The sequence below is a fragment of the Streptomyces sp. NPDC041713 genome (assembly GCF_055591085.1).
Genome location: NZ_JBVIZY010000005.1, coordinates 1 through 25,529, shown reverse-complemented (window position 1 = coordinate 25,529; position 25,529 = coordinate 1). Strand labels below are relative to the sequence as shown.

The 25,529-nt window shown below is 72.2% G+C and carries 19 protein-coding genes; 13 read left to right on the top strand and 6 right to left on the bottom strand.

Features of this window, described 5'->3' with window-relative positions:
* Nucleotides 1-166 precede the first annotated feature (166 nt).
* From ACZ6CV_RS16590 to ACZ6CV_RS16580, 3 genes are read right to left on the bottom strand one after another with little or no spacing between them, the layout of a single operon-like run.
* Nucleotides 167-1,477: a coenzyme F420-0:L-glutamate ligase gene (locus ACZ6CV_RS16590; RefSeq protein WP_469251508.1), complete on the bottom strand. Its 1,311-nt coding sequence runs from the start codon at nucleotides 1,475-1,477 to the stop codon at nucleotides 167-169.
* Nucleotides 1,474-2,430 (bottom strand): 2-phospho-L-lactate transferase, encoded by a 957-nt coding sequence (cofD, locus tag ACZ6CV_RS16585; protein WP_362377188.1) that lies wholly within the window; start codon nucleotides 2,428-2,430, stop codon nucleotides 1,474-1,476. Before cofD ends, ACZ6CV_RS16590 begins: the two co-directional genes overlap by 4 nt.
* A gap of 34 nt (nucleotides 2,431-2,464) precedes the next feature.
* Entirely contained in the window at nucleotides 2,465-3,019 is a 555-nt protein-coding gene (locus ACZ6CV_RS16580; protein WP_469251507.1) for a cysteine dioxygenase, read from the bottom strand.
* A 666-nt stretch (nucleotides 3,020-3,685) separates the two neighbouring features.
* Here ACZ6CV_RS16580 and ACZ6CV_RS16575 point away from each other — a divergent pair.
* The 3 genes from ACZ6CV_RS16575 (at nucleotide 3,686) to ACZ6CV_RS16565 (ending at nucleotide 9,496) form a co-directional block, all read left to right on the top strand.
* Nucleotides 3,686-3,949 (top strand): WhiB family transcriptional regulator, encoded by a 264-nt coding sequence (locus ACZ6CV_RS16575; RefSeq protein ID WP_016642094.1) that lies wholly within the window; start codon nucleotides 3,686-3,688, stop codon nucleotides 3,947-3,949.
* A 289-nt stretch (nucleotides 3,950-4,238) separates the two neighbouring features.
* Nucleotides 4,239-8,009, top strand: coding sequence for a glycosyltransferase (locus ACZ6CV_RS16570; protein WP_469251506.1), 3,771 nt, complete (start codon nucleotides 4,239-4,241; stop codon nucleotides 8,007-8,009).
* The gene (locus ACZ6CV_RS16565; protein WP_469251505.1) at nucleotides 8,006-9,496 is read left to right on the top strand and encodes a DUF5719 family protein; all 1,491 of its coding nucleotides are present in this window, start codon (nucleotides 8,006-8,008) and stop codon (nucleotides 9,494-9,496) included. Before ACZ6CV_RS16570 ends, ACZ6CV_RS16565 begins: the two co-directional genes overlap by 4 nt.
* Nucleotides 9,497-9,593: 97 nt before the next feature.
* Here ACZ6CV_RS16565 and ACZ6CV_RS16560 read toward each other — a convergent pair whose 3' ends face one another.
* Nucleotides 9,594-10,046 carry a metallopeptidase family protein gene (locus tag ACZ6CV_RS16560; RefSeq protein WP_362377183.1) on the bottom strand — a complete coding sequence of 151 codons (453 nt, stop codon included), beginning with the start codon at nucleotides 10,044-10,046 and terminating at the stop codon, nucleotides 9,594-9,596.
* Between the two features lie 262 nt (nucleotides 10,047-10,308).
* Here ACZ6CV_RS16560 and ACZ6CV_RS16555 point away from each other — a divergent pair, with 262 nt between their 5' ends.
* The 7 genes from ACZ6CV_RS16555 (at nucleotide 10,309) to ACZ6CV_RS16525 (ending at nucleotide 18,037) form a co-directional block, all read left to right on the top strand.
* Nucleotides 10,309-10,740 (top strand): DUF3499 domain-containing protein, encoded by a 432-nt coding sequence (locus tag ACZ6CV_RS16555; protein ID WP_469251504.1) that lies wholly within the window; start codon nucleotides 10,309-10,311, stop codon nucleotides 10,738-10,740.
* A gap of 148 nt (nucleotides 10,741-10,888) precedes the next feature.
* Nucleotides 10,889-12,505, top strand: a complete 1,617-nt coding sequence (locus tag ACZ6CV_RS16550; protein WP_469251503.1) for an L-lactate permease — start codon at nucleotides 10,889-10,891, stop codon at nucleotides 12,503-12,505.
* Between the two features lie 242 nt (nucleotides 12,506-12,747).
* On the top strand, nucleotides 12,748-14,112 hold the full coding sequence (locus ACZ6CV_RS16545; RefSeq protein ID WP_469251999.1) for a phosphomannomutase/phosphoglucomutase: 1,365 nt from the start codon (nucleotides 12,748-12,750) through the stop codon (nucleotides 14,110-14,112).
* Between the two features lie 213 nt (nucleotides 14,113-14,325).
* On the top strand, nucleotides 14,326-14,502 hold the full coding sequence (locus ACZ6CV_RS16540) for a Trm112 family protein (protein WP_098242904.1): 177 nt from the start codon (nucleotides 14,326-14,328) through the stop codon (nucleotides 14,500-14,502).
* Nucleotides 14,503-14,559: 57 nt separating this feature from the next.
* Complete coding sequence (locus ACZ6CV_RS16535; RefSeq protein WP_469251502.1) at nucleotides 14,560-15,759, top strand: SIS domain-containing protein; 1,200 nt, start codon at nucleotides 14,560-14,562, stop codon at nucleotides 15,757-15,759.
* A gap of 55 nt (nucleotides 15,760-15,814) precedes the next feature.
* The gene (gene manA / locus ACZ6CV_RS16530) at nucleotides 15,815-16,966 is read left to right on the top strand and encodes a mannose-6-phosphate isomerase, class I (protein WP_469251501.1); all 1,152 of its coding nucleotides are present in this window, start codon (nucleotides 15,815-15,817) and stop codon (nucleotides 16,964-16,966) included.
* A gap of 111 nt (nucleotides 16,967-17,077) precedes the next feature.
* Nucleotides 17,078-18,037, top strand: coding sequence for a cation diffusion facilitator family transporter (locus tag ACZ6CV_RS16525; RefSeq protein ID WP_362377175.1), 960 nt, complete (start codon nucleotides 17,078-17,080; stop codon nucleotides 18,035-18,037).
* A 135-nt stretch (nucleotides 18,038-18,172) separates the two neighbouring features.
* Here the strand turns inward: ACZ6CV_RS16525 and ACZ6CV_RS16520 are convergent, their stop codons facing one another.
* Complete coding sequence (locus ACZ6CV_RS16520) at nucleotides 18,173-20,323, bottom strand: fructose-specific PTS transporter subunit EIIC (RefSeq protein WP_469251500.1); 2,151 nt, start codon at nucleotides 20,321-20,323, stop codon at nucleotides 18,173-18,175.
* Between the two features lie 358 nt (nucleotides 20,324-20,681).
* On the opposite strand from ACZ6CV_RS16520, the gene ahcY reads away from it, so the two are divergent.
* Both ahcY and ACZ6CV_RS16510 read left to right on the top strand, forming a co-directional pair.
* Complete coding sequence (ahcY, locus tag ACZ6CV_RS16515; protein WP_362377173.1) at nucleotides 20,682-22,136, top strand: adenosylhomocysteinase; 1,455 nt, start codon at nucleotides 20,682-20,684, stop codon at nucleotides 22,134-22,136.
* Nucleotides 22,137-22,299: 163 nt separating this feature from the next.
* Entirely contained in the window at nucleotides 22,300-22,926 is a 627-nt protein-coding gene (locus ACZ6CV_RS16510) for a hypothetical protein (RefSeq protein WP_469251499.1), read from the top strand.
* Nucleotides 22,927-22,942: 16 nt separating this feature from the next.
* On the opposite strand, the gene ACZ6CV_RS16505 is transcribed toward ACZ6CV_RS16510, so the two are convergent.
* Nucleotides 22,943-23,968, bottom strand: a complete 1,026-nt coding sequence (locus ACZ6CV_RS16505) for an RDD family protein (protein ID WP_469251498.1) — start codon at nucleotides 23,966-23,968, stop codon at nucleotides 22,943-22,945.
* A gap of 88 nt (nucleotides 23,969-24,056) precedes the next feature.
* On the opposite strand from ACZ6CV_RS16505, the gene ACZ6CV_RS16500 reads away from it, so the two are divergent.
* Nucleotides 24,057-25,064: a stage II sporulation protein M gene (locus ACZ6CV_RS16500; protein ID WP_469251497.1), complete on the top strand. Its 1,008-nt coding sequence runs from the start codon at nucleotides 24,057-24,059 to the stop codon at nucleotides 25,062-25,064.
* Nucleotides 25,065-25,529 lie beyond the last annotated feature (465 nt).

The window sequence follows — 25,529 nt, the reverse complement described above, 5'->3', positions numbered from 1 at the left end:
AACGACCCCCGGCCCGCAGCAGACAACGGACCAGGGGGACATCTCAGGGGCGCGGGGAACTGCGCAAAAAAGCGACCCCTACCCGCACCAGACAACCGCCCCAGGGCCCACCCCAGGGACGCGGGGAACTGCGCAAAAGACCGCCCCAGCCCACCGCAGGGGACCCTCAGCGGACGACCACAAAGCCCCCCACACCCCGCCCAGCCCGAGCCGCAGGCTCCCCCGCCGGATGGCCGACCGCAACCGCCCCCATGGGGTCCCAACCCCCCGGCAGTCCCAAAACCTCCCGCACCACATCCCGACAGAACATCGTCGACGAAACCCACGCGGAGCCCAACCGCTCCCCAGCCAACGCGACCAGGAAATTCTGCACCCCCGCCCCCGCCGCGACCACGAACATCTCCCGCTCCGCCCCGTCCCGCCGCGCGTCCCCGTACGTGTGGGAGCCGTCCATCACCAGGCACGGCACCACCAGATACGGCGCCCTGCGCAGCACGTCCCCGCGCCGCACCCGCTTGGCGATGGCCTCCTGCGACCTGCCGTCCCGCCGCAGATCCGCGATCCACGCGTCCCGCATGGCGTCGAGCAGCTCCACCCGCGCCTCGGCGGACTCCAGGAGCACGAACCGCCACGGCGTCGTGTGGTGCGGCGCCGGCGCGGTGACCGCCGCCGCGACCGCCCGCCGCACGGCGCCCCCGTCGACCTCCTCGTCCGTGAACTCACGGACCGTACGCCGCAGCGTCACCGCCTCCCGTACCGCCTCGGACGTACCGAGCCGGAACATGTCGTCGCGCGCACCGCGCACCAGCGGACGGGCCCCCTCGTCCGGCTCGTCGCGAGCGGCGGCCACCGCGTGCGGCAGCCCGCGGACCACCGCCACCGGCAGCCCCGCGGCCTTGCCCTTCACGAGGTCGCCCGCCGCGGCGAGTTCGTCCGCGGTCGCGACGACGGTCGCGCTCAGCGGATTGCCGTACGCGTCGGTCCCGCCCCGCAGGTCGTCGAGGACCCGCACCCCGGCCGCCCCGATGGCGACGTCGGTGAGCCCGGCCCGCCAGGGCCGCCCGAACGTGTCGGTCACGATGACGCCGACGTCAACCCCGAGCGCGTCCCGCAACCCCTCCCGCACCGCACGCGCCGACGCGTCGGGGTCGGACGGCAGCAACAGCACGGTGCCGGCGGGCGTGTTGGACGCGTCGACCCCGGCCGCCGCCATCACGAGACCCTGTCGGTTCTCGACGATGCGCAGCGTGCCGCGGCGCGCCACCACCCGTACGGTCTCCTCGTCGATGGCCGCCTCACGGTCGGCCGCCTCGACGATCCGTCCCTCCGCCTTGCTGACGATCTTGGAGGTGACGAGGACCACGTCACCGTCGGCGAGCCCCGGCTCGGCGGCCGCGATCAGCTTGGCGAGGTCGTCGCCCTCCCGTACCTCCGGGAGTCCCGGCACGGCCCACACGCGGTAGGACGGCGAGGTCACGCGCGTACCTCCGCGGCGAGGGCGAGGGCCTGACGGGCCATCTCGGCGGTGGCGTCGGCGTCGGTCATCATCAGCGGCACCGCCCGGCACCGGATCCCGGCGCTCTCCACCCGCTCCACGACGCCCGCGTCGACCGTGTCGACGAGCCAGCCGTCGAGCAGCCCGCTGCCGTAGTGCTCGGCGACGGCCGCCGCGCTGGTCTCCACGCCCACGGCGGCGAGCACCTTGTCGGCCATGCCCCGTACGGGGGAGTCGCCGACGATGGGGGAGAGGCCGACGACCGGCACGCCCGCGTCGGCGATGGCCTCGCGGATGCCCGGCACGGCGAGGATCGTGCCGACGCTCACCACCGGGTTGGACGGCGGGAAGAGCACGATGTCGGCCTCGGCGATGGCCTCCAGGACGCCGGGCGCGGGCTTGGCCTGCTCGGCGCCGACCGGCACCACGGCGTGCGCGTCCACGGAGGCGCGCAGCCGCACCCAGTACTCCTGGAAGTGCACGGCCTTCTGTTCGCCGTCGACCGTGACCGCGACGTGCGTCTCGACGCGGTCGTCGGACATCGGGATGAGCCGCACGCCGGGCTGCCACCGCTCGCACAGCGCCTGCGTGACGGCGCTGAGGGGATAGCCCGCGCCCAGCATCTGCGTCCGCACGATGTGCGTGGCGAAGTCCCGGTCGCCGAGCCCGAACCACTCGGGGCCGACGCCGTACGCCGCGAGCTCTTCCTTGACCTTGAACGTCTCGTCCGTACGCCCCCAGCCCTGTTCCTCGTTGATGCCGCCGCCCAGCGTGTACATCACGGTGTCGAGGTCGGGGCAGACCTTCAGCCCGAACAGGTGAATGTCGTCACCGGTGTTGCCGATGACCGTGATGTCCGCGTCGGGCGCGGCCTTCTTGAGCCCGCGGAGGAAACGGGCGCCGCCGATGCCGCCGGCCAGAACCACAATGCGCATGGCCCCCAGCATGTCAGGCGGGTACGACAGTGCGTCAGGCGGTCACGAGATCCTCGGTGGTGTCGGGGGCGAGCGCGGCGGCGCACCGGGCGGCGTGCATCGGCATCTCGGTCAGGCCGGGGTAGTAGACGTGCAGGCTGACGGCGGGTTCGAGCGAGTCGTTGACGACCTCGTGGACGTACCCGGGCGCGAAGACGCGCTGCGCGCCCGCGCCGAGCGCCCGTGAGCCCCGCTCGGTGTGCTCGGTCAACTCGCCCCGCAGCAAGGTGAGGATGCCGGACGAGCGCCCGTGGTCGTGCGATCCGCTGCCCTGTCCGGGCACCCAGGAGAGCAGCCACACCTCGTAGCCGATAGGGGCCTCCCCTGCTCGAGCGGAGCCGAGAGCTTGGGGAACTGTGCGCAGCCGGTGGTACCAGCGGCTGGTGGCGTCGTATTCGACGAGGTGTTCCCACTGGGAGCGGTCGGCGGCGATGGCGCGGGCGAGACCGGCGAACCCGGCCACGGTGGCGGGGTGCTCGCGGACGGGCTGCAGGAGGTGCGGGACCTCGAGGAGGTCGCCGGCGATCTGGAGGTCGCTGTCGCTGTTCATCGTGCGGTGGTTCCTCAACGTATGGGTGCTGGGGTGGCGCGAAGAAGGGTGGGGCGCGCGGAGGGCGGTGCGGCCGGGAACGGTCGCGGAGACCGGCACCGGGACCGTGGAAAGCCCGTCACGGGGTGGAGCGGGGAAAGCGGCTCAACAGCTGGAGTGGCTCAACAGCTGGAGCAGGAACAGCGACAACGCGCGTGGGCAGCACCGATGGACCCGCTGGTGCGGGTCATCGAAAGAGCCATGTTCGCGAGCATGCCCACCAGAAGACCGGCTCACACCTTCGGTGTCAACTCGATGTCCGGTATGTGGAACATGGTTCACCTCATCCGGTTGTTCTGTCAGGCGAAAGGTTTGTGCACCCGACTCCGGGGACACATGGCGCAGCAACCGGCTCTCAAACATCGACGTCCTCCCCAGTGAGCCCTCGCGGGGTCCGCTGAGTGGGAACGTTCGGCTGAGCGTCGGACGGGCCGTCGACGGTGTCATGGTTTATGCCGATTTGAACACTTTCCGCATACCCTTGGTTCCGCAGAGTGAATAAGGGGCCCAATAGCAGATCTCGGCTTGACTGGCCCGGATCGGCGCACTTGTAATTTCACTCGTGTCGTTCAGCCGAAATCGGTAGCGGCAGCACCACGGGGACGCACAGACAGACGAGGGGCGCACATGACCGAGCTGGTTCAGGAACTGCTGGTCGAGGACGCGGACGAGGAACTCGGCTGGCAGGAGCGCGCACTGTGCGCCCAGACCGACCCCGAGTCCTTCTTCCCCGAGAAGGGCGGCTCCACGCGCGAGGCCAAGAAGGTCTGCCTCGCCTGCGAGGTCCGTTCGGAATGCCTCGAGTACGCACTCGCCAACGACGAGAGATTCGGCATCTGGGGCGGCCTGTCGGAGCGCGAACGACGCCGGCTGAAGAAGGCCGCGGTCTGAGCGCCGAGCGCTCTCGCCCGCGTACGAGAAGGCGGTACGCGCAGGCAGGACGAAGGAAGCACGTGAAGGAACCCGGCCCCGACGGGACGTGCCGCCCGATCAATTCGGCACACACCTCCCTCAACTCCCTCAACCGATGCGCGACGAACGGCCCGTCACCCGTGGGTTATCCACAGGCGGCGGGCCGTCCTCATGCCAGCCGTTAGTGTGGGGCCCCGTCCGAGACGCCCCGGCGCCCCCGCAGGCGCAGGCGTCCACCACAGTCCATCGAACCGGGGCCCGTACCTCGATGTCCGTGCACAGCCATTCGGCAGCCCGTCACCACGACGCTGCCGCACCCGAGTTCCCGCGGCACGTCGTGACCGCCGTGCTCGTCTCCCACGACGGCGCCCGCTGGCTGCCCGACGCCCTGGCCGGGCTCCTCGGCCAGGAGCGCCCCGTGCAGAACGCGGTGGCCGCGGACACCGGCAGCGCGGACGACTCCGCCCGCCTGGTCACCGAGGCCCTCGGCGCCGACCGCGTGCTGCACCTCGCCCGCCGCTCCGGCTTCGGCACCGCCGTCGACGAGGCCGTCCGCACCGCCGAGGTGCTCACCCCCGAAGAGCTGCCGTACCTCAAACGCCCCAGCGGCTGGGACCCGGTGAGCCGCAGCTGGCGCGACGACGCGTACGACCTGCCCGAGCTGCCGCACGGCGAGCCCGTCCAGTGGCTCTGGCTGCTGCACGACGACTGCGCGCCCGACCCCGACGCCCTCACCGAACTGCTGCGCGTCGTGGAGAACGAACACGAGCTCGGCAAGGACGTCGCCGTCGTCGGCCCCAAGCTCCGCGGCTGGTACGACCGCAGGCAGCTCCTGGAGGTCGGCGTCACCATCGCCAACAGCGGCCGCCGCTGGACCGGCCTCGACCGCCGCGAGCAGGACCAGGGCCAGCACGACCACGTCCGCCCGGTGCTCTCCGTCTCCACCGCCGGCATGCTCATCCGCCGCGACGTCTACGAAGAGCTCGGCGGATTCGACCGCAGGCTGCCGCTGATGCGCGACGACGTCGACCTGTGCTGGCGCGCGCACACCGCGGGCCACCGCGTCCTCGTCGCCCCCGAAGCCGTCGTGCGGCACGCCGAGGCCTCCTCGCGCGAGCGCCGCACCGTCGACTGCGTCGGCCGCACGGCGACCTCCCCGCACCGCGTGGACAAGGCGGGCGCCACCTACACCCTGCTCGTCAACGCCCGCTCGGCCGTGCTGCCGTGGGTCCTCTTCCGGATCGTCGTCGGCACCCTGCTGCGCACCGTCGCGTACCTCGTCGGCAAGGCGCCCGGACAGGCCGTCGACGAGATCGCCGGCCTCCTCACCACGCTGTTGCGGCCAGGACGCGTCCTGGCCGCCCGCAAGACCCGCGGCCGGTCCGCCCTGGACGCGGGTGAGCTGCGCCAGCTCTTCCCCCCGCCCGGCGCCACCGTGCGCGCCACCGTCGAACAGGCCGCGGGCGGCCTCATGGGCCGCGCCGACGCCGAAGCCCCCGCGGGCGCCGGGCGGCACGGAGCCGTCGAGTCCGGACCCGGCGGCGACGACGCCGACTTCCTGCAGATCGAACAGTTCGCCCGCCTCAAGCGCATCGCCCGCAAACCGGGACCGATGCTCTTCGTGGTGCTCCTGTTCGCCTCGCTCATCGCCTGCCGCCAACTGCTCGGCACCGGAGCGCTCGCGGGCGGCGCGCTGCTGCCCGCCCCCGCCGACTCCGCGGAGCTGTGGGCGCGCTACCTGGACGGCTGGCACCCCGTCGGCACCGGCGGCACCCAGGGCGCGCCGCCCTACGTCGCGCTCGTCGCGGGACTGTCCACCCTGTTCCTCGGCTCCACCGGGCTCGCCGTCACCGTGCTGCTCGTCGGCTCCGTGCCGCTGGCCGGCTTCGCCGCGTACTTCGCCTCCCGCCCGCTGGTCACCTCGCGCCTGCTGCGCGCGTGGGCGTCGATCGCGTACGCCTTCCTGCCCGCCGCCACCGGCGCGCTCGCGGGCGGCCGCATCGGCACCGCCGTCCTCGCCGTCCTGCTGCCGCTCATCGCGCGCGCGGGCATCGCGGCGAGCGGCCTGGCCACCGCGCGGGGCACCCGCGGCACCTGGCGCGCCACGTGGGCGTACGCGCTGCTGCTGACCCTCGCCACGGCCTTCACGCCCATCGTCTGGCCGATCGCCCTGGTGCTCGGCCTCGCCCTCCTCGTGCTGCGCCGCGGCGACATCACCGCCTACGGCCTGCGCTTCCTCGCCGCGCTCGGCACCCCGCTGCTCGTCCTCGCACCCTGGTCCCTGACGCTGCTGCCCTTCGGCTTCTTCCGGGAGGCGGGCCTGGAGTTCGGCGCCGACTCGGCCGGCGCCCTCGACCTGCTCGGCGCGAGCCCCGGCGGCCCCGGCACCGTGCGCGGACTGCTGCTCGTCGGCATCGTCCTCGCCGCGCTCGGCGCCCTGCTGCGCACCGAGCGCCGCCGCGCGGTCCACACCGCCTGGGCGGCCGCCCTGGTGTCGCTGGTCTTCGCCGTCCTGTCGAACGGCTCGACGTGGGCAGGACCGGCCACCCTCGCCTACGGCATCGCGCTCCTGGCCGCCGCCGCGCTCGGCGCGGACGGTGCCCGCGCGCGGGTCGCCGAGCAGAGCTTCGGCTGGCGGCAGCCGGTGGCCGCGCTCATCGCCTTCGCCGCGGCCGCGGGGCCGCTGTTCGTCGCCGCCGGATGGATGATCGGCGGCGCCGACGGTCCCCTGGAGCGGCGGGACCCGGTGCAGGTGCCCGCGTTCGTCGCCGAGGAGAGCGGCACGGAGGACCAGGCCCGCACGCTCGTCCTCGACAGCGACACGGCCGCGAAGGTCGCCTACACGCTCGTACGGGGCTCCGGCGGCCGGCTCGGCGACGCCGAACTCGCCGCGGCGGCCGCCGACGACGACCGGCTCGACAGGATCGTCGCCCACCTCGTCGCGGGATCCGGCGCCGACCAGGCCGACCAGCTCGGCGGCTTCGCGGTGCGCTACGTCCTCGTACGGGACGGGGCGCCCCGCCAGATGGGCCGCACCCTGGACGCGACACCCGGCCTGACCCGGCTCAGCCAGGAGGACGGGAGCGCCCTGTGGCGGGTGGACCGGCAGGTCTCGCGCGCCGCCGTCGTGCCGAAGAGCGGCGACCCGGAGCCCGTCGCGGCCGGACCCGTCGAGCTGCACACGAAGATCGACTCCGGTGACGCGGGCCGTGTCCTGCGGCTCGCCGACTCGGCCGACCCGGGCTGGACGGCGACCCTCGACGGCCACCCGCTGCCCCGCACCACCGTGGACGGCTGGGCACAGGGCTTCGAACTGCCCGCCGCGGGCGGCCACCTGGACGTCACGTTCGACACCCCGCTGACGCACACGGCCTGGCTGTGGGCGCAGGGCGCGCTCGGCGTCGTCCTCGTGGTGCTCGCCCTGCCGGGGCGCCGCCGCGACGTCGACGACGACCTCCCCGAGGAGCCCGTCGTGCCGGCCCAGGCGGTCGAGGGCGAGGGCCGCAGGGCGCGCAGGCTGCGCGCGCAGAGCGAGCAGGCCGCCCAGGAGGCGGGCCAGGACGTACCGCCTCCTCCTTCGGAGGAGGCACTGGCCGCGGTGCCGCACCAGCAGGCGGCCTCGCACGACGCGTGGCAGACCCCCGCCCACGCGGGCGCCGAACAGGCCGCGTACGGCGCCGGGCAGGGCTACCAGGACGGCTCCTACCAGAGCGGCACCCACCAGGACGGGACGTACGAGCAGCAGGGGTACCAGCAGGACACCCCCCAGGACGGCCAGTACGACCCGTACGCGTCCTACGGCGGTGCGGGCGGTGTCTACGGCACCGAGCAGTACGGCGGCGGACAGTACGCCAACGAGGCGTACGGGAACGAGGCGTACGGCGGCGACCAGTACGGGGCCGACCAGTACGGCGCCGACCAGCAGTACGGGCAGCCGTACGACTCCTCGTACGACGAGCAGCGGCCCCCGGTGCCGCCTCTGCCCCCGGAACGGCCGCACGGCACCGACAGTGAGCGCCCCGACGGGAGCCAGCAGTGAACCGCCCCACCCAGTCCCTGATCGCCGTGGCCGTCGCGCTCGGCGCCGTCACCGGATTCGCCGCGTTCGGCGGCCGGGGCGGCACCGGCGACGACGCCGCGAAGAGCGCGGCGCACCAGCCCGTCGAACGCACCAGCCTGCTCTGCCCGGTGCCCAGCGGCTCCGACCTCGCCGAGACCTCGTACACCGCGTACACCCCGAAGGGGAGCGGCGGCGCGGCCAAGGGCACCGCGGAACTGGTGCCCGTGACCAAGGCGTTGACGGACGCGCCCAAGGACGACGGCAAGAAGACCAAGCCGTTCCTCACCCAGAAGGCGCCGGGCGAGCCGGTCGCGGGCGAGGAGTCCGGCGCGGAGGCGCCCGCCCTGATCGGCACGGCCGACGGCGCGCTGGCCCCCGGCTGGACCGTGCAGCAGACCACCACGTACGCCGCGGGCAGCGGCCGCGGCATGCAGGGCACCAACTGCACCGCGCCGGACACCGACTTCTGGTTCCCGGGCGCGAGCACCGCCAAGGGCCGCAGCGACTACATCCACCTGACCAACCCGGACGACTCCGCCGCCGTCGTCGACGTGGAGCTCTTCGGCCCCGACGGCGAGGTCACCTCCCAGGTGGGCGACTCGATCCAGGTGCAGCCGCACTCCAGCGTCCCGGTGCTGCTCTCCACGCTCGCCGACAAGCAGTACACGAACCTGACGATGCACGTGACCGCGCGCAGCGGACGGGTCGCGGCCGCCGTGCAGTCCTCCGACGACAAGCTGGGCGGCGACTGGCTGCCCGCCTCCGCCGACCCCGACGACAGCCTGGTGCTGCCCGGCATCCCCAAGGACGCCACGTCGGTGCGCCTGGTGGCCTACGCCCCCGGCGCCGAGGACGCCGACCTCAAGGTCCAGCTGGCCTCGCCGACCGGCACGATCACCCCGGCCGGGCACGAGAGCCTCCAGGTCAAGTCCGGCATGACGGCCGCCGTCGACCTCGACGACGTCACCAAGGGCGAGGCCGGCTCGCTGCTCCTGACGCCGGCCGACAAGGCGGTGCCCGTGGTGGCGGCGCTGCGGGTCACCCGGGGCAAGGGCAGCAAGCAGGAAACGGCGTTCATCCCGGCGACGGAGGCGGTCGGCACCCGCGCGACGGTCGCCGACAACCGCGCCAAGGGCTCGGTCCTGTCGTTGGTCGCGCCGGGCAAGTCGGCGCAGGTGAAGGTCACGGCGTCGGCCGGTACGGAGGGCGGCACGCCGGCCTCGAAGACGTACACGGTCAAGGGCGGCACGACCCTGGAGATCGACCACCCGCCGGTGCCGAGCGGCCTCAAGGGCGCCTACGCCCTCACCGTCGAGCCGGTCTCCGGAGGCGCGGTCCACGCGTCGCGGATGCTGTCGCGGACCGACGAGGGCATCCCGATGTTCACCGTCCAGACGCTGCCGGACGACCGGGGGACGGTCGCGGTGCCGACGGCCGAGCGGGACCTGTCGGTTCTGCAGAAGTAGGGCCGCGCGGCGGAAGTAGGGCCGCTCGGCAGAAGGAGGGCCGCACGGAGGCTTCCCGGGCGGGGTGGGACGGGCAGACGCCCGGGGTACGGGCGGGCTACTCCTCGTCCCCGTAGCGCGGGTCGACCGACTCCGGGGAGAGGCCGAGCAGCTCGGCGACCTGTTCGACGACCACCTCGTGCACCAGCGCCGCGCGCTCCTCGCGCCCCTTGGTGCGGATCTCCACCGGGCGCCGGTAGATGACGACGCGGGCGGGCCGCCCCTCGGCCGCCGTGATCGTGCCGCCCAGCGGCACCACATCGTCCTGCCACTCCGCGTCGGGGCGCGCCGGGGGCGGCACCTCGAGGACCAGGAACTCGATCTCCGTGAGCTGGGGCCAGCGCCGCTCCAGGCGCTCCACCGAGTCCTGCACGAGGTCCGTGAAGGCCTCGCCGCGGCTCGCGGAGAGCGGGACCTGCGGCGGCGCCACGGGGCCACGCATGCCCCGGCCGTGGCGGTCGCGGCGGCGGGGCCTCGGGTCGGCGGGCGCGGGCTGTACGGGGTCGTCCATCACTGACGCAGCGTAGTCCCCGAGATCGCCCTTTCCGCGCGGTGCGCGACATGTCGCTTCCTGACCGTTCCGGCCGAGCTTGGACTCGATTCCGTATCTCTCCGGGACCGTCGGGCCCGCGCCAAATGACGTGATCCGCGCCATGTGGTGACCGGATTCAATACCGTGTGCCCTTGGGGCCACTGGTGTCCACGCAGGTCAGCGAGGTCTCCGCGGCACACCGCGGCACGCGCGCCAGGACACGACACGGTGGAGTGACCTCATGGAGAGTCGTCGCGGCCCGCTCAAGAGTGCGGTACCGTCCAACGTCGTGAGCCCTGTACGTCGCTGTTCGCGCACCGCTTGCGGCCGTCCCGCCGTCGCGACGCTGACGTACGTCTACGCCGACTCGACCGCGGTCCTCGGCCCCCTCGCCACCTACGCCGAACCCCACTGCTACGACCTGTGCGCCGAGCACTCCGAGCGGCTCACCGCGCCCCGCGGCTGGGACGTCGTCCGGCTCGCCGACGCGTCGGGTCCGGCCCGCCCCTCCGGCGACGACCTCGAAGCGCTCGCCAACGCGGTGCGCGAGGCGGCCCGCCCGCAGGAGCGCACGGCCGAGGCCGGCGGCGGCGGCGGCGGTGCGCGTGCGGCGGACCCGATGGAGGTCGCGCGCCGCGGCCATCTGCGGGTGCTGCGCTCGCCGGACTCCTGACGCGTCCCCTCGGGGCACCCCGCCCTGGCCCCCTCACCGGGTCCCAACGGATCTCGCCGGATCTCACCGGATCTTCTCCGTCCGGAGCATTGACGTCCGTTTGTTGCGGACATGACGATTTCGCCACCCCATCGCCCGGGAGGCGCCCGTGTTCGTGCAGCAACTGGAGCCCGTGGCCGACTCGCTCGGCCTGTCCGCACTCGTCGCGACCCTGCCCCTCCTGACCGTCCTCGTCCTGCTCGGCGCCGTCCGCATGAAGGCGCACCGCGCGGGGCTCATCGGCCTCGCCGTCGCCGTCCTCGTCGCCTGGCTCGCCTACGGCATGCCGCTCGGCCAGACCGCCTCCAGCGCCGCACAGGGCGCGCTCTTCGGCGTCTTCCCCATCCTGTGGATCGTCGTCAACGCCCTGTGGGTGTACCGCATGACGGTCCGCACCCGGCACTTCGACATCCTGCGCCGCTCCTTCGGACGGCTCTCCGACGACCCCCGCATCCAGGCCCTCGTCGTGGCCTTCTGCTTCGGCGCGCTCCTGGAGGCGCTCGCCGGCTTCGGGGCGCCCGTCGCGATCAGCGCGGTCATGCTCGTCGCCCTCGGCTTCGACCCGGTGCGCGCCGCGGTCGTCTCCCTCGTCGCCAACACCGCGCCCGTCGCCTTCGGGGCCATGGCCACCCCCGTGGTGACGCTCGCTCAGGTGACGGACCTTCCGCTGGACACCGTCGCCTCGGTGGTCGGCCGCCAGACGCCGCTGCTTGCCCTGGTCGTGCCGCTGCTCCTGGTGGCGCTCGTGGACGGGCGGCGCGGCCTGCGCGAGACCTGGGTGCCCGCCCTCGCCTGCGGGCTCGCCTTCGCCGCCGCGCAGTTCGCGGCCTCCAACTACGTCTTCGCGCAGCTCGCCGACATCGGCGCGGCCCTCGCGGGCGCCGGCGCGCTCCTCGCGGTGCCGCACGCGCGCAGGCCGGCCGCCGAGCCCGTCCGCGCCGCCGTCCTCACCAGCGCCCGCAGCGAGGACCTCGACCACGACGACCCGCGCCCCGAAGTGGTGCGCGCCTACGCCCCGTACGCCCTGATCGTCGCCATCTTCTCGGTCGCCCAGATCCCCGCCGTCAAGGACTTCCTGGCCCGCGCGACCCGCACCTTCGACTGGCCCTTCCTGAACGTCGGCGACCCCTCGGGGAAGCCGGTCGGCGGCAACGTCTTCGCGCTGCCGCTCGTCTCCACCGGCGGCACGCTCGTGCTGCTCGCCGGCGTGGCCACCGCGGCGGTCATCGGGGTGCACGCGCGCGTGGCGGTACGGGAATGGGCCGCCACGGTCCACGAACTGCGCCACGCCATCCTCACCGTGACCTCCGTCCTGGCGCTCGCGTACGTCATGAACCTCTCCGGACAGGCCGCCACGATCGGGCACTACGTAGCGGCCGCCGGCGCCGGGCTCGCCTTCTTGTCGCCGGTGCTGGGCTGGTTCGGCGTCGCGGTGTCCGGCTCCGACACCTCGTCCAACGCCCTCTTCGGCGCCCTCCAGGTGACGGCGGCCCAGCAGTCGGGGCTCTCCCCGGAGCTCCTCGCGGCCGCCAACAGCTCGGGCGGCGTCCTCGGCAAGATGATCTCGCCGCAGAACCTGACCATCGCGTGCGCCGCCGTCGGACTCGCGGGCAAGGAGGGCGACCTGCTGCGCAAGGTGCTGCCCTGGAGCCTCGGGCTGCTCCTCGTGATGTGCCTGATCGTGGTGGGGCAGAGCACGGCGGTGCTCGGCTGGATGCTGCCGTGAGACCGGGCGCGGGGTGTCGCCGGGGGAGTGGGTACGCGGCGCCGCCGGGGCGGTGATCGGCCACCCACGGCTCGGTGTCGGTGCCAGCGGGTAGTTTTGGGGTGACCGCGGAGAGCACTCCGTACTCGATGCGCTCGATGTACTCGATGTACTCGATGTACTCGATGTACTCGATGTACTCGATGTACTCGATGTGCTCGATGGACTCGCTGAACTCGCAGAACCTGCAGAGAGGGTTGGCCGTGACTGCTGATCTGTCCCAGATCGTCAAGGCGTACGACGTCCGCGGAGTGGTCCCGGACCAGTGGGACGAGTCGCTCGCCGAGCTGTTCGGGGCGGCCTTCGCACAGATCACGTCCGCGGACGCGATCGTCGTCGGGCACGACATGCGCCCCTCGTCGCCGGGCCTGTCCCGGGCCTTCGCGCGCGGTGCGGCCGCGCGCGGCGTCGACGTCACGGAGATCGGACTCTGCTCGACGGACCAGCTGTACTACGCCTCGGGCGCGCTGGACCTGCCGGGCGCGATGTTCACGGCGTCGCACAACCCCGCCCAGTACAACGGCATCAAGATGTGCCGCGCGGGCGCCGCCCCCGTCGGCCAGGACACCGGCCTCGCCGAGATCCGCGCCCTCGTCGAGGGCTGGCTGCGCACCGGCGCCCCCGAGCCCGCGGCGACCACCGGCACCCTCACGCGGCGCGACACCCTCACCGACTACGCCGCCCACCTGCGCGGCCTCGTCGACCTCACCGCGATCCGCCCGCTGAAGGTCGTCGTGGACGCGGGCAACGGCATGGGCGGCCACACCGTCCCCACCGTCTTCGAGGGCCTGCCCCTCGACCTCGTGCCGATGTACTTCGAGCTGGACGGCACCTTCCCCAACCACGAGGCCAACCCGCTGGACCCGGCCAACATCGTCGACCTGCAGCAGCGGGTGCGCGAGGAGGGCGCCGACCTCGGCGTCGCCTTCGACGGCGACGCGGACCGCTGCTTCGTGGTCGACGAGAACGGCGATCCGGTCTCGCCGTCCGCCATCACCGCCCTGGTCGCCTCCCGCGAGCTGGCCAGGCACGGCGGCAAGGGCACGGTCATCCACAACCTCATCACCTCCTGGTCGGTCCCGGAGGTCGTGAAGGAGAACGGCGGCACGCCGGTGCGCACCCGCGTGGGCCACTCCTTCATCAAGGCCGAGATGGCGCGGACCGGCGCGATCTTCGGCGGCGAGCACTCCGCGCACTACTACTTCAAGGACTTCTGGAACGCGGACACGGGCATGCTCGCCGCGCTGCACGTCCTGGCCGCCCTGGGAGGCCAGCAGGGCACGCTCTCCGGTCTCGTCGCCCAGTACGACCGCTACGCGGGATCCGGCGAGATCAACTCCACCGTCGACGACCAGACCGCCCGCCTCGCCGCCATCAAGGAGACGTACGGCAGCCGGGACGGCGTCACCCTGGACGAGCTGGACGGCCTCACCGTGACCGCCGCCGACTGGTGGTTCAACGTCCGCGCGTCCAACACGGAGCCCCTCCTGCGCCTCAACGTGGAGGCCCGCGACGAGGCGACCATGGCCAAGGCGCGCGACGAGGCCCTGGCGATCATCCGCGGCTGACCCCACCGGTCCTCCCGGACCGATCCCGCCGGTCCTCCCGGACCGACCCCGCGAACACCGCGGAGGGGCCCGTCAACAGGCCCCTCCGCACCCCCGCGCCCCGCCCCGCACGGAGGTAGGCTGACCAGGCCGCATCCTGAGCGGCACCGGCGCGGACACCGCGCGCGGGCCAGCACCACCACGCCATCACATCAGCTCGAAGGGACCCACCCCATGCCGCTCGAAGCCGGCCTCCTGGAGATCCTCGCCTGCCCGGCCTGTCACGCCCCCCTCAAGGAGACGGACACCGAGCTGATCTGCACGGCGGACGCCAAGGAGTGCGGCCTCGCCTACCCGGTCCGCGACGGCATCCCCGTCCTCCTGGTCGACGAGGCCCGCCGCCCCGCGTAACGGCCCGGACCGGCACCCCGCAGGAAACCGCGCACGGCGAATCGAAAGGCCGATCCCATGCTCGACGAGTCGCTGCTGGACGCTCCGGAGGCACTGGCCCGCGCCGACCGCCGCGGACTGCTGCGCGGCGCGGCGGAGGCGGGCGCCCGCGTCCGTACCGCCGTCCGGCACGCCGCGGAGGCCGGGCTCACGGAACTCAAGCCCGACGGACGCCCCAGGGCCGTCCTGATCGCGGGACCGGGCACCGCAGCCGTCTGCGTCGCCGACCTGCTCGACGGCCTCGCCGGCACCGGCTGCCCCGTCATCCGCCTCGCCCCGACCGGCGTCGCCCCCGCCGCGGGCGCCCTGCGCTGGGCACTGCCCGGCTGGGTGGGCCCCGTCGACCTGCTGCTCATCGCCACCCCGGACGGCACCGAGCCGGGCCTCTCGCTCCTCGCCGAGCAGGCCTACCGCCGCGGCTGCACCGTCGTCGCGGTAACCCCCGCGCGCACCCCGCTCGCCGAGAGCGTGGACGGCAGCCACGGCCTCACCGTCCCCATGGCCTGCTCGCCCTACGGCGCGTACGAAGGGGCGCGTGACGACGCCGACCGCGACGTGGCCACGTACGAGGCACGCCGCGTCGAGGACGAGTCCGCGCCCGGCGCCCCCGGCACCCTGTGGGCCCTGCTCGTCCCGCTCCTCGTGCTGCTCGACCGCACCGGGCTGATCACCGCCCCCGTCGACGCCCTGCAGAAGGTCGCCGACCGGCTCGACCACGTCGCGGAACGCTGCGGTCCGGCCATCGCGACCTACAGCAACCCCGCCAAGACCCTCGCCGCCGAGCTGGCCGACGCCCTCCCGCTGATCTGGACCGAGGGCCCCGCCGCCGCCTGCGCGGGCCGCCGCTTCGCCGCCACCCTCGCCGAGCTGGCCGGCCACGCCGCGCTCGCCGCCGAACTGCCCGAGGCGCTGCCCGCACACGGCGCCCTCCTCGCCGGCAACCCCGCGGGCGGCGACGCCACCGACGACTTCTTCCGCGACCGGGTCGAGGACCCGGCGGCCCTCCGCGCGCGCGTGGTGCTGCTCCGCGACTCCCCGGCCGACGCCGGCGGCCTCACCGCGGCACCCGCCGCCCGCGAGCTCGCGCACGGCCACGACGTCGCGATCAGCGAGCTCGAACCGGAGAGCGACGACGCCCTCGAAGCGCTCGCGGAGCTGATCGCCGTCACCGATTTCGCCGCCGTTTACCTGGCGCTCGCCGCGGGCGACCCATCATGACCCCGGCCGCACCGGCAGCAGTTCAGCATTCGCGTACGTAAGGGAGCACCCCTCCGTGGACCGCCTCAGCAACACCATCCGCCCCTACGCCTGGGGTTCCACCACCGCCATCGCGGAGCTCGTCGGCGCCGAGCCGACCGGTGAACCGCAGGCCGAGATGTGGATGGGCGCCCACCCCGGCGCACCCTCGCGCACCGAACGCGGCGCGCTGAACGAGGTCGTCGACGCGGACCCGGAGCGCGAACTCGGCCCGGCGGCCGTCGCCAGGTTCGGCCCCCGGCTGCCCTTCCTGCTCAAGCTCCTCGCCGCGGGCGCCCCCCTCTCCCTCCAGGTCCACCCCGACCTCGCCCAGGCGAAGGAGGGGTACGAGGACGAGGAGCGCCGCGGCGTCCCGATCGACGCCCCGCACCGCAACTACAAGGACGCCAACCACAAGCCCGAACTGATCTGCGCCCTCACGCCGTTCGCCGGCCTGTGCGGCTTCCGGGACCCCGCCGAGACCGCGGACCTCCTGGAGGCCCTCGACGTCGACTCCCTCAAGCCGTACGTCGACCTGCTGCACGCCCAGCCCGAAGAGGCAGCCCTGCGCGAGGTCCTGACCGCCGTGCTCAGCGCCGACCCCGAGCAGATGGCCGAGACGGTCACCGAGGTCACGGCCGCCGCCCGGCGCCTCGGCGGCGTCCACGAGCCGTACGCGGACATCGCCCACCACTACCCGGGCGACCCGGGCGTCATCGCGGCGATGCTCCTCAACCACGTCCAACTGCAGCCCGGCGAGGCCCTGTTCCTCGGCGCCGGCGTCCCGCACGCCTACCTCCACGGCCTCGGCGTCGAGATCATGGCCAACTCCGACAACGTGCTGCGCTGCGGCCTGACGCCGAAGCACGTCGACGTACCCGAACTCCTGCGCATCGTCCGCTTCGAGGCGACCGATCCCGGCGTCCTGCGCCCCGAGGCCTCCGTCGACGGCGAGGAGGTCTACGCGACCCCGATCGACGAGTTCCGCCTCTCCCGCCTCGTCCTGCCCGAGGGTGGCGCCGCACACGACCTCACCGCCCCGACCCCGCAGATCCTGCTCTGCACCGCAGGTTCGGTCCGCGCGGGCGAACTGCCCCTGAAGCCCGGTGAGTCCGCCTTTGTCCCCGCGGGCGAAAAGGCCGAAGTGTCCGGAACGGGCACGGTATTCCGCGCCACCGTGGTGGCCTGACGCCCCGCCGCCCCCGCGTGCTGCAACAATGACCCACCGCAAAGGGCGGGCAAAACACGGCCCGTCCGCGACGGCCGAGAACGTACGAAGGCGAAGGGACCCCGGGCACTCATGAGCGCGTCAGGCGGAACAAAGGCGATTGTCGCGGCACTCGGCGCGAACCTCGCGATCGCGGTGGCGAAGTTCGTCGCGTTCATCTTCAGCGGTTCCTCGTCGATGCTCGCCGAGAGCGTCCACTCCCTCGCCGACTCCGGCAACCAGGGACTGCTGCTCCTCGGCGGCAAGAAGGCCCAGCGCGAGGCGACCCCGCAACACCCCTTCGGCTACGGCCGCGAGCGCTACATCTACGCCTTCCTCGTCTCGATCGTCCTCTTCACGGTCGGCGGCATGTTCGCGATCTACGAGGGCTACGAGAAGATCAAGCACCCGCACGAGCTGGAGCACTGGTACTGGCCCGTCGGAGTCCTGGTGTTCGCGATCATCGCGGAGGGCTTCTCCTTCCGTACCGCCATCAAGGAGTCCAACGAGACGCGCGGCAGCCTGAGCTGGGCGCAGTTCGTCCGCCGCGCCAAGGCCCCCGAGCTGCCGGTCGTCCTCCTGGAGGACTTCGGCGCGCTGGTCGGCCTCGTCCTCGCGCTCGGCGGCGTCGGCCTCGCGCTGGCCACCGGCGACGGCGTCTGGGACGGCATCGGCACCCTCTGCATCGGTGTCCTGCTCATCCTGATCGCGATCATCCTGGCGGCCGAGACCAAGTCGCTGCTGCTCGGCGAGGCCGCGGGCACCGCGGAGGTCGCCAAGATCGAGAAGGCCGTGGTCGACGGCGACACCGTCACCAAGGTCATCCACATGCGCACGCTCCACCTCGGCCCCGAGGAGCTGCTGGTCGCCGCGAAGATCGCCGTCCGGCACGACGAGACCGCCGCCGAGGTCGCCGCGGCGATCAACGCCGCCGAGGAGCGCATCCGCACCGCCGTCCCGATCGCCCGCGTCATCTACCTGGAGCCGGACATCTTCAGCGAGACGGCGGCGGCCGCGGGCACCAACCCGGCGAAGGCACCGGGCGGCCACTGAGCCCTTTTCGTACGTACGTGGAGGGGCCCCGCACCGGTGTGGTGCGGGGCCCCTCCACGTACGCGTATCCGATGGCCGGCCGCTGCTGGGCGGCCACCGATGGTCGGCGGCTGCTGACCGGCTACCGCTGAGCGGCTACCGCACCTCGCGCAGCACGTCGAGGATCGCGGCGTCGTCCGGCGCCGTCTCCAGGCGCTCGCGGAAGCCGGGGTCCATCAGCTTCCGGGAGAGCAGCGCGAGAATCCGCAGATGCTCGTCGCCCGCGGCGGCCTCCGGCACCGAGATCATGAAGATCAGCTTGGCCTTCGTACCGTCGAGCGAACCCCACTCGACGCCCTCGGGCGACCGGGCGAACCCGACGAGCGGCGAGTCCACGGCGTCGGTCTTGGCGTGCGGGATGGCGATCTCCTCGCCGAGCCCGGTGGTGCCCTGCTCCTCGCGCCGCAGCGCGGTCCGCACCAGCTCCTCCACGTCGTTGACCTTGCCGGTGGAGGCGAGCAGCGCGGCCATCTCGCGGATCGCGGCCTCCTTGTCGGACGCGGCGAGCCGGACCTGGACGGTCCGCTCGGTGAGGTAACCGGAGAGGACCTCACCGGCGGGCTCGGTCTCGGGCTCGGCCTCGGTGCCGGGCTCGGGCTCGGGCTTCGGCTTCGGCTCGGGAGCCGCCGCCGGTACGGGAGCCGCCGCTTCCGGCGCCTTGCGAAGACCGCCCGCCGTGGCGGAACCCGCGCTCGCCCCGGACCCGGCCCCGACCCCGGCCAGCACAGGCTCGGGCCCGCCCGGAGCGTCCACGAGCGGAGCCCCGCGCCGCTTGCGCTCGCTGAGGTCGACCAGCGTCACGGTCGTGAGTGCCGTGACGACCGAGCCGACGGCAATCGCCAGGAAGAACATGGGTACGCCGCCGACGGCGCTCAGCACCGCCACGATGGGCCCACCGTGCGGCACCGCGTCCTTGACGCCCGCCATGCCCGCGATGGCACCGGCGACCGCGCCGCCCAGCATGTTGGCGGGAATGACCTGCGCGGGCCGCGCCGCCGCGAACGGAATCGCACCTTCGGAGATCCCGAAGAAGCCCATGAACAACGCCGCGAGGCCGGTCTCCCGTTCCTGCTCGTTGTAGAGCCGCTTACGGATCAGCGTCGCGAGACCCTGCCCCAGCGGCATGACCGGAATGGCGGCGGCGCACATGCCCATGACGGTCTGGTTGCCGGTCGCGATGAGCCCGGTGCCGAAGAGGAACGCCGTCTTGTTGACCGGACCGCCCATGTCGAACGCGATCATCAGGCCGAGGATCGCGCCGAGCAGGATCGCGCTGGTCCCGGTCATCCCGCTGAGCCAGCTCGTCAGATGCTCGAAGACCCACGAGATGGGCTTGCCGATGACGTAGATGAAGAACAGCCCGAGCGCCGTGGTCGCGATGATGGGGATCACGATGATCGGCATGATCGGCTGGACGAACTTGGGGACCTTGACCTTCTTGATCCACAGCACCAGATATCCGGCCAGGAAGCCGGTGACGATGGCCCCGATGAAGCCCGCGCCCGCCTTGGAGTCGTACAGCTCACCGGTGTTGGCGATCCACCCGCCGATCATGCCCGGCACCAGCGCGGGCCGGTCCCCGATCGCGTAGGCGATGTAACCCGACAGGATCGGCACCATCAGCGTGAACCCGATGGTGCCGATCTGGTTCACGTGCATCCAGAACGAGTCGTCCGGAATGACGAGCCCGCCCTTGGGGTCGGTGTGCCCGCCGAGCGACAGCGAGACGGCGATCAGCAGCCCGCCGACGACCACGAACGGAATCATGTACGAGACGCCGTTCATCAGCGCCTTGTACGCGACGCTCCGCTCCCGGCCGCCGCCACCGCCCCCGCCCGCACCGCCACCGGACGGCTGCCCGGCACCGCCACCGGCCCCGCCCCCGTCGTGCACGGGCGCGCTCTGCACCTGCTCGATCAGCCGCTCCGGATGGCTGATGCCCTCGGACACCCCGACGGACAGCACGCGCTTGCCGGCGAACCGGCTGCGGTCCACATCCTTGTCGGCTGCGATGATGATGCCGTCCGCCTCTCTGACATCGTTGTCAGAGAGGACGTTCTCGGCCCCGATGGAACCCTGTGTCTCCACCTTCATGTCGACGCCGAGGCTCTCCGCCGCCTGCGAGAGCTTCTCCGCCGCCATGTACGTGTGAGCGATACCGGTCGGACAGGCGGTCACGGCGAGCAGCTTCAGCCTCCGCTGCCCGCTGCTGGCCCCGCCTATGGGGGGATCGGCCGGACTGGTCACGTAGATCTCCTAACACCTTTGCCGCACAAGATCGCGCATATGTTCCCGATCTCAAGGCATCCTGCAACACATAAGCCCAGGATCAAACTCGCAAAGGTCCCATAACGTCCGGGTCTGATGACCTATCCGCCGGACATGCGGTGCCCGGAGGCGGGCTGGGGCGGACTGGGCCGATCGGTGTAGCTTGGGGATGAGCCAGACGTCGCTGCTGATGGCGGTCGGGCAGTTCCCGCACGGGCTGTCCGAGGGAGAGAGGGCCTCCGACGGACTGCGCTGCGCGCGTCCGTGCACCCATGTGCCCGACGCCGCAGGTCAGCCATGTCCACCCTCGACTCCACTCACGAGGAGCAGCTCACTCATGACTCTCATCAACGGCCAGGACTTCAAGGTCGCCGATCTCTCCCTGGCCACCTTCGGCCGCAAGGAGATCACCCTCGCCGAGCACGAGATGCCCGGCCTGATGGCGATCCGCAGGGAATTCGCCGCCACTCAGCCGCTCGCCGGCGCCCGCATCATGGGCTCGCTGCACATGACGGTGCAGACCGCCGTGCTGATCGAGACCCTGGTCGCGCTGGGCGCGGAGGTCCGCTGGGTCTCCTGCAACATCTTCTCCACCCAGGACCACGCAGCCGCCGCCATCGCGGTCGGCCCGAACGGCACGCCGGAGGACCCGCAGGGCATCCCCGTCTTCGCCTGGAAGGGCGAGACGCTCGAGGAGTACTGGTGGTGCACGGAGCAGGCGCTGACCTGGCCGAACACCCCCACCGGCGGCCCGAACATGATCCTGGACGACGGCGGTGACGCCACCCTCCTCGTGCACAAGGGCGTGGAGTACGAGAAGGCCGGCAAGGTCCCCTCGGTGGACACCGCCGAGAACGACGAGCACCGCGTCATCCTGCAGCTGCTGAACCGCACGATCACCGAGGGTTCGCAGAAGTGGACCCAGCTGGCCTCGGAGATCCGCGGCGTGACCGAGGAAACCACCACCGGCGTCCACCGTCTCTACGAGATGCACCGGGACGGCACCCTCCTCTTCCCGGCGATCAACGTGAACGACGCCGTGACGAAGTCGAAGTTCGACAACAAGTACGGCTGCCGCCACTCGCTGATCGACGGCATCAACCGCGCCACCGACGTCCTCATCGGCGGCAAGACCGCCGTCGTCTGCGGCTACGGCGACGTGGGCAAGGGCTGCGCCGAGTCCCTGCGCGGCCAGGGCGCCCGGGTGATCGTCACCGAGGTCGACCCGATCTGCGCGCTGCAGGCGGCGATGGACGGCTATCAGGTCACGACGCTCGACGAGGTCGTGGACAAGGCGGACATCTTCGTCACCACGACGGGCAACAAGGACATCATCATGGCCGCGGACATGGCCAAGATGAAGCACCAGGCGATCGTGGGCAACATCGGTCACTTCGACAACGAGATCGACATGGCGGGTCTGGCGGCGACGCCGGGCATCGTCAAGGACGAGGTCAAGCCCCAGGTGCACACCTGGACCTACCCCGACGGCAAGGTCCTCATCGTCCTGTCGGAGGGCCGCCTGCTGAACCTGGGCAACGCGACGGGCCACCCCTCGTTCGTGATGTCCAACTCCTTCGCGGATCAGACGCTGGCCCAGATCGAGCTGTTCACGAAGCAGGAGGAGTACCCGACCGACGTGTACGTGCTGCCCAAGCACCTGGACGAGAAGGTCGCCCGCCTCCACCTCGACTCGCTCGGCGTGAAGCTGACCACGCTCCGCCCGGAGCAGGCCGCCTACATCGGCGTCGAGGTCGAGGGCCCGTACAAGCCCGACCACTACCGCTACTGAGACCGCGGCCGTCGGCCGACCGGTCGCCGGTTCAGCGTCACTTCAGCAGGCCCTCGCCCCCGTGGCGGGGGCCTGCCCCTGTGAGACGGCCACCCATCTCCGGTGAGACGGCCACCCGGCCCCCGTGAGACGGCCACCGACCCGAGGACCAGGAACAGAGCCCATGCCCCGCGGCCGATATTCGCTCCACGATCCGCACGACCACACCCCCCTCGGCGAAGAACACTTCCACTGCGCCCCCGGCCCCTCCGGCTGGCGCTACGTCTCCCAACGGACCACCCCCTCAGGACCCCCCCCAGGCACCCCAGCCGGCTTCGTCGACCTCGCTCTCGACGACCGCGGCCGCCCCATCCGCCTCGAACTCCGCGCGGGCGACTGGCAGGTGCGCGCAGCCGCCCTCAACGGCGTCACCTGGGTCCGCACCGACCCCACCGGCGCACACGCCACCGAAGACAACGCCCCCGCCCACGCCTTCACCGGCACATCCCCCGCCTTCCTCATCGCGACGGCCCGGCTCCTGCGCCTGACCCCCGCGTCCCCCGCGACCCGGATCCGCCTGGTCGCCTTCACGGACCCGGTCCTGGCCCCCCGCACCCTCGACCAGTCCTGGACCCTGCTGAAAAGCGAAGCACACGCCACTGACAACGGACCCCTAACCGTCGACGAATACCAGGTCACAGCCCTGGACACCGGCGAACAGCACACCGTCCACCTCACCGGCGACGTGGTCCTCGCGGCCCCCGGCATCGAACTCGAACACCTCGAAACCCCACCGTCGACCTTCACGTGAGGCCCCCGCACAGGGCTCAGGCGGGCGGTACGAACCCGGTGGCCGGAGGCGAGGACTGGCCACCGGAGCCGTCGGCGGCGCCGGGCTGGGCGGAGTGGCCGGGGGAGACGGGAGGGGCGGATGGGGCGGGAGGGGCTGGAGTACCTGGGGAGTCGTGGGAGACGGGGAAGTGGGCAGAGCCACCGGAATCAGCCGTACCGCGTGAAGTCCCAGGACCGGCGTCCCCGCCCAACGCACCCCCAGCCCCCGAGGGCGCAAACGCACCCCCAGCCCCCGCGGGCGCAATCACACCCCCACCCCCAAACGCCCGCCGCGCGTCCCGAGCCTGGCGCTCGTGCACGACGGCGGCCAGGTAGGCGGCCGGCGGAACTCCGTACGGCGCGGGCGCCCCGGTGCACTCCACCAGATCACCGGCGAGACGTTCGGCCATGGCCCAGCCCACCTGCGGATCCAGCTGCCCCATCCGCGACAGGTACTGCCGGATCGCCAGCCACAGCCCCTCGGGAACCCCGGACAGATCCAGCCCGCTGAACCGCCCCGCCAGCCAGGGCGGAGGCGGCGGCACAAAGGCGGCCTGCACCGTGGGCACCCGTTCCCGTACGACCAGCGTCCCCGCGAACACGTCCCCGAGCCGCCGCCCGCGCGCGGACACCAGCGACGCGATGCACGCGACGACCCCGAAGGTCAGCAGGATCTCGACGACCCCCACGGCCCCCCGCACCAACGCGTGCCGGAACCGGATCGGCCCCCCGTCGTCCCGCACCACCCGCAGCCCGCACGCGAGCTTCCCGAGCGACCGCCCATGGCTGAGCGTCTCCACCGCGATGGGCCCGCCGACCAGGATCAGTACGAAGCCGGCGACAGCCACGGCGGCCATGGCGGCGTCGTCCAGGGACGCCGTCGAGGCGAGGACCCCGAGGGTCACCAGGAGATAGACCGTCCACGTCACGGCCAGGTCGATCAGCACGGCGAGCGACCGGCTCGGCAGCTTCGCGGGGCGCAGCTCCAGCGCCACCGCCTCACCCGTCACAAGCTCACTCACGCCCGCCGCCCTTCCCCGCACTGCCGTAGGAGTGGCCAGTCTGCCAAGCTGAACAATCCCGCGCCGCAGTACGAGGAGCAGCCATCCGATGGACCTCGACGTCTTCGTCTCCGCCCACCGGGCCGAATGGGACCGCCTGGACGCCCTGCTGCGCCGCCGGCGCCACCTCACCGGCGCCGAGGCCGACGAACTCGTCGCCCTTTACCAGCGCACCGCCACCCACCTCTCCCTGATCCAGTCCAGCTCCCCGGACCCGCAGCTCACCGGCCGCCTGACCCACCTGGTGGCCCGCGCGCGGAGCGCCGTGACGGGCACGCGCCGCGCCTCGTGGCGGGACGTGACCCACTTCCTGACCCGCGGTTTCCCGGCGGCGGTCTACCGTTCCCGCCGCTGGTGGATCCCCACCGCCCTGCTCTCGACCGTCCTGGCCGCCGTCATCGGCTGGTGGATCGCCACCCACCCCGAGGTCCAGTCCTCGATCGCCGCTCCCGGCGTCCTCCGCGAGATGACACGTCCGGGCGGTGAGTACGAGACGTACTACTCCAGCCACCCGGCGGCCTCCTTCGCCGCCCAGGTCTGGACGAACAACGCCCAGGCAGCCGCGATGTGCCTGGTCCTGGGTGCATTCCTCTGCTTCCCGGTCATCTGGATCCTCTTCCAGAACATGCTCAACCTCGGCGTCGGCATCGGCCTGATGTCCTCGGCCGGCCGCCTCGACACCTTCCTGGGACTCGTCCTGCCACACGGCCTCCTGGAGCTGACGGCCGTCTTCGTAGCCGCCGGTACGGGCCTGCGGCTCGGCTGGACGGTCATCGACCCGGGCCCCCGCACCCGCCGCACGGCCCTGGCGGAAGAAGGCCGCTCAGCCCTGGGCATGGCCATCGGCCTGGCCCTGGTCCTGTTCGTCTCGGGAGCCATCGAAGGCTTCGTCACCCCCTCGGGCCTCCCCACCTGGGCCCGCATCGCGATCGGAGTCGGCGCCGAGCTGACGTTCCTCGCGTACGTCTACGTACTGGGCGGCAGAGCGGCCCGCGCGGGCGAGACGGGCGACGTCGACCAGCACGAACGCAGTGCGTCGGTGCCGCTCGCAGCGTGATGTGCGTTCGACCCTCCAGGCCTGCTAGTCTCCTTCTCGCCCCGGAAAAGCCGTTGACACGGCAGGAGCGGGGAGGTAGATTCGAACAGTTGCCTAGAGCTGGACAGCGTCCAGCGGCGGCAGTTAACATCTGCCTGCTTCTCGAATTTCATCGATACGAGAAGCCACCCCCGATCAATCGGAATCCGAAGCCGGTAAGTCCGGCGGAAAACTTCTGATAAAGTCGGATCAGCCGAAAGGCAAAGGCCCTCCAACGGCCACCGGAAATGAAATCCGAACCGGAAACGGAACGGAAAACGGATCTGGTAGGGTTGGAAACACGAAATACCGAAGGGAAGCGCCCGGAGGAAAGCCCCAGAGAATGTTCTGCGGGTGAGTACAAAGGAAGCGTCCGTTCCTTGAGAACTCAACAGCGTGCCAAAAGTCAACGCCAGATATGTTGATAACCCCGTCTCCAGCATCAGC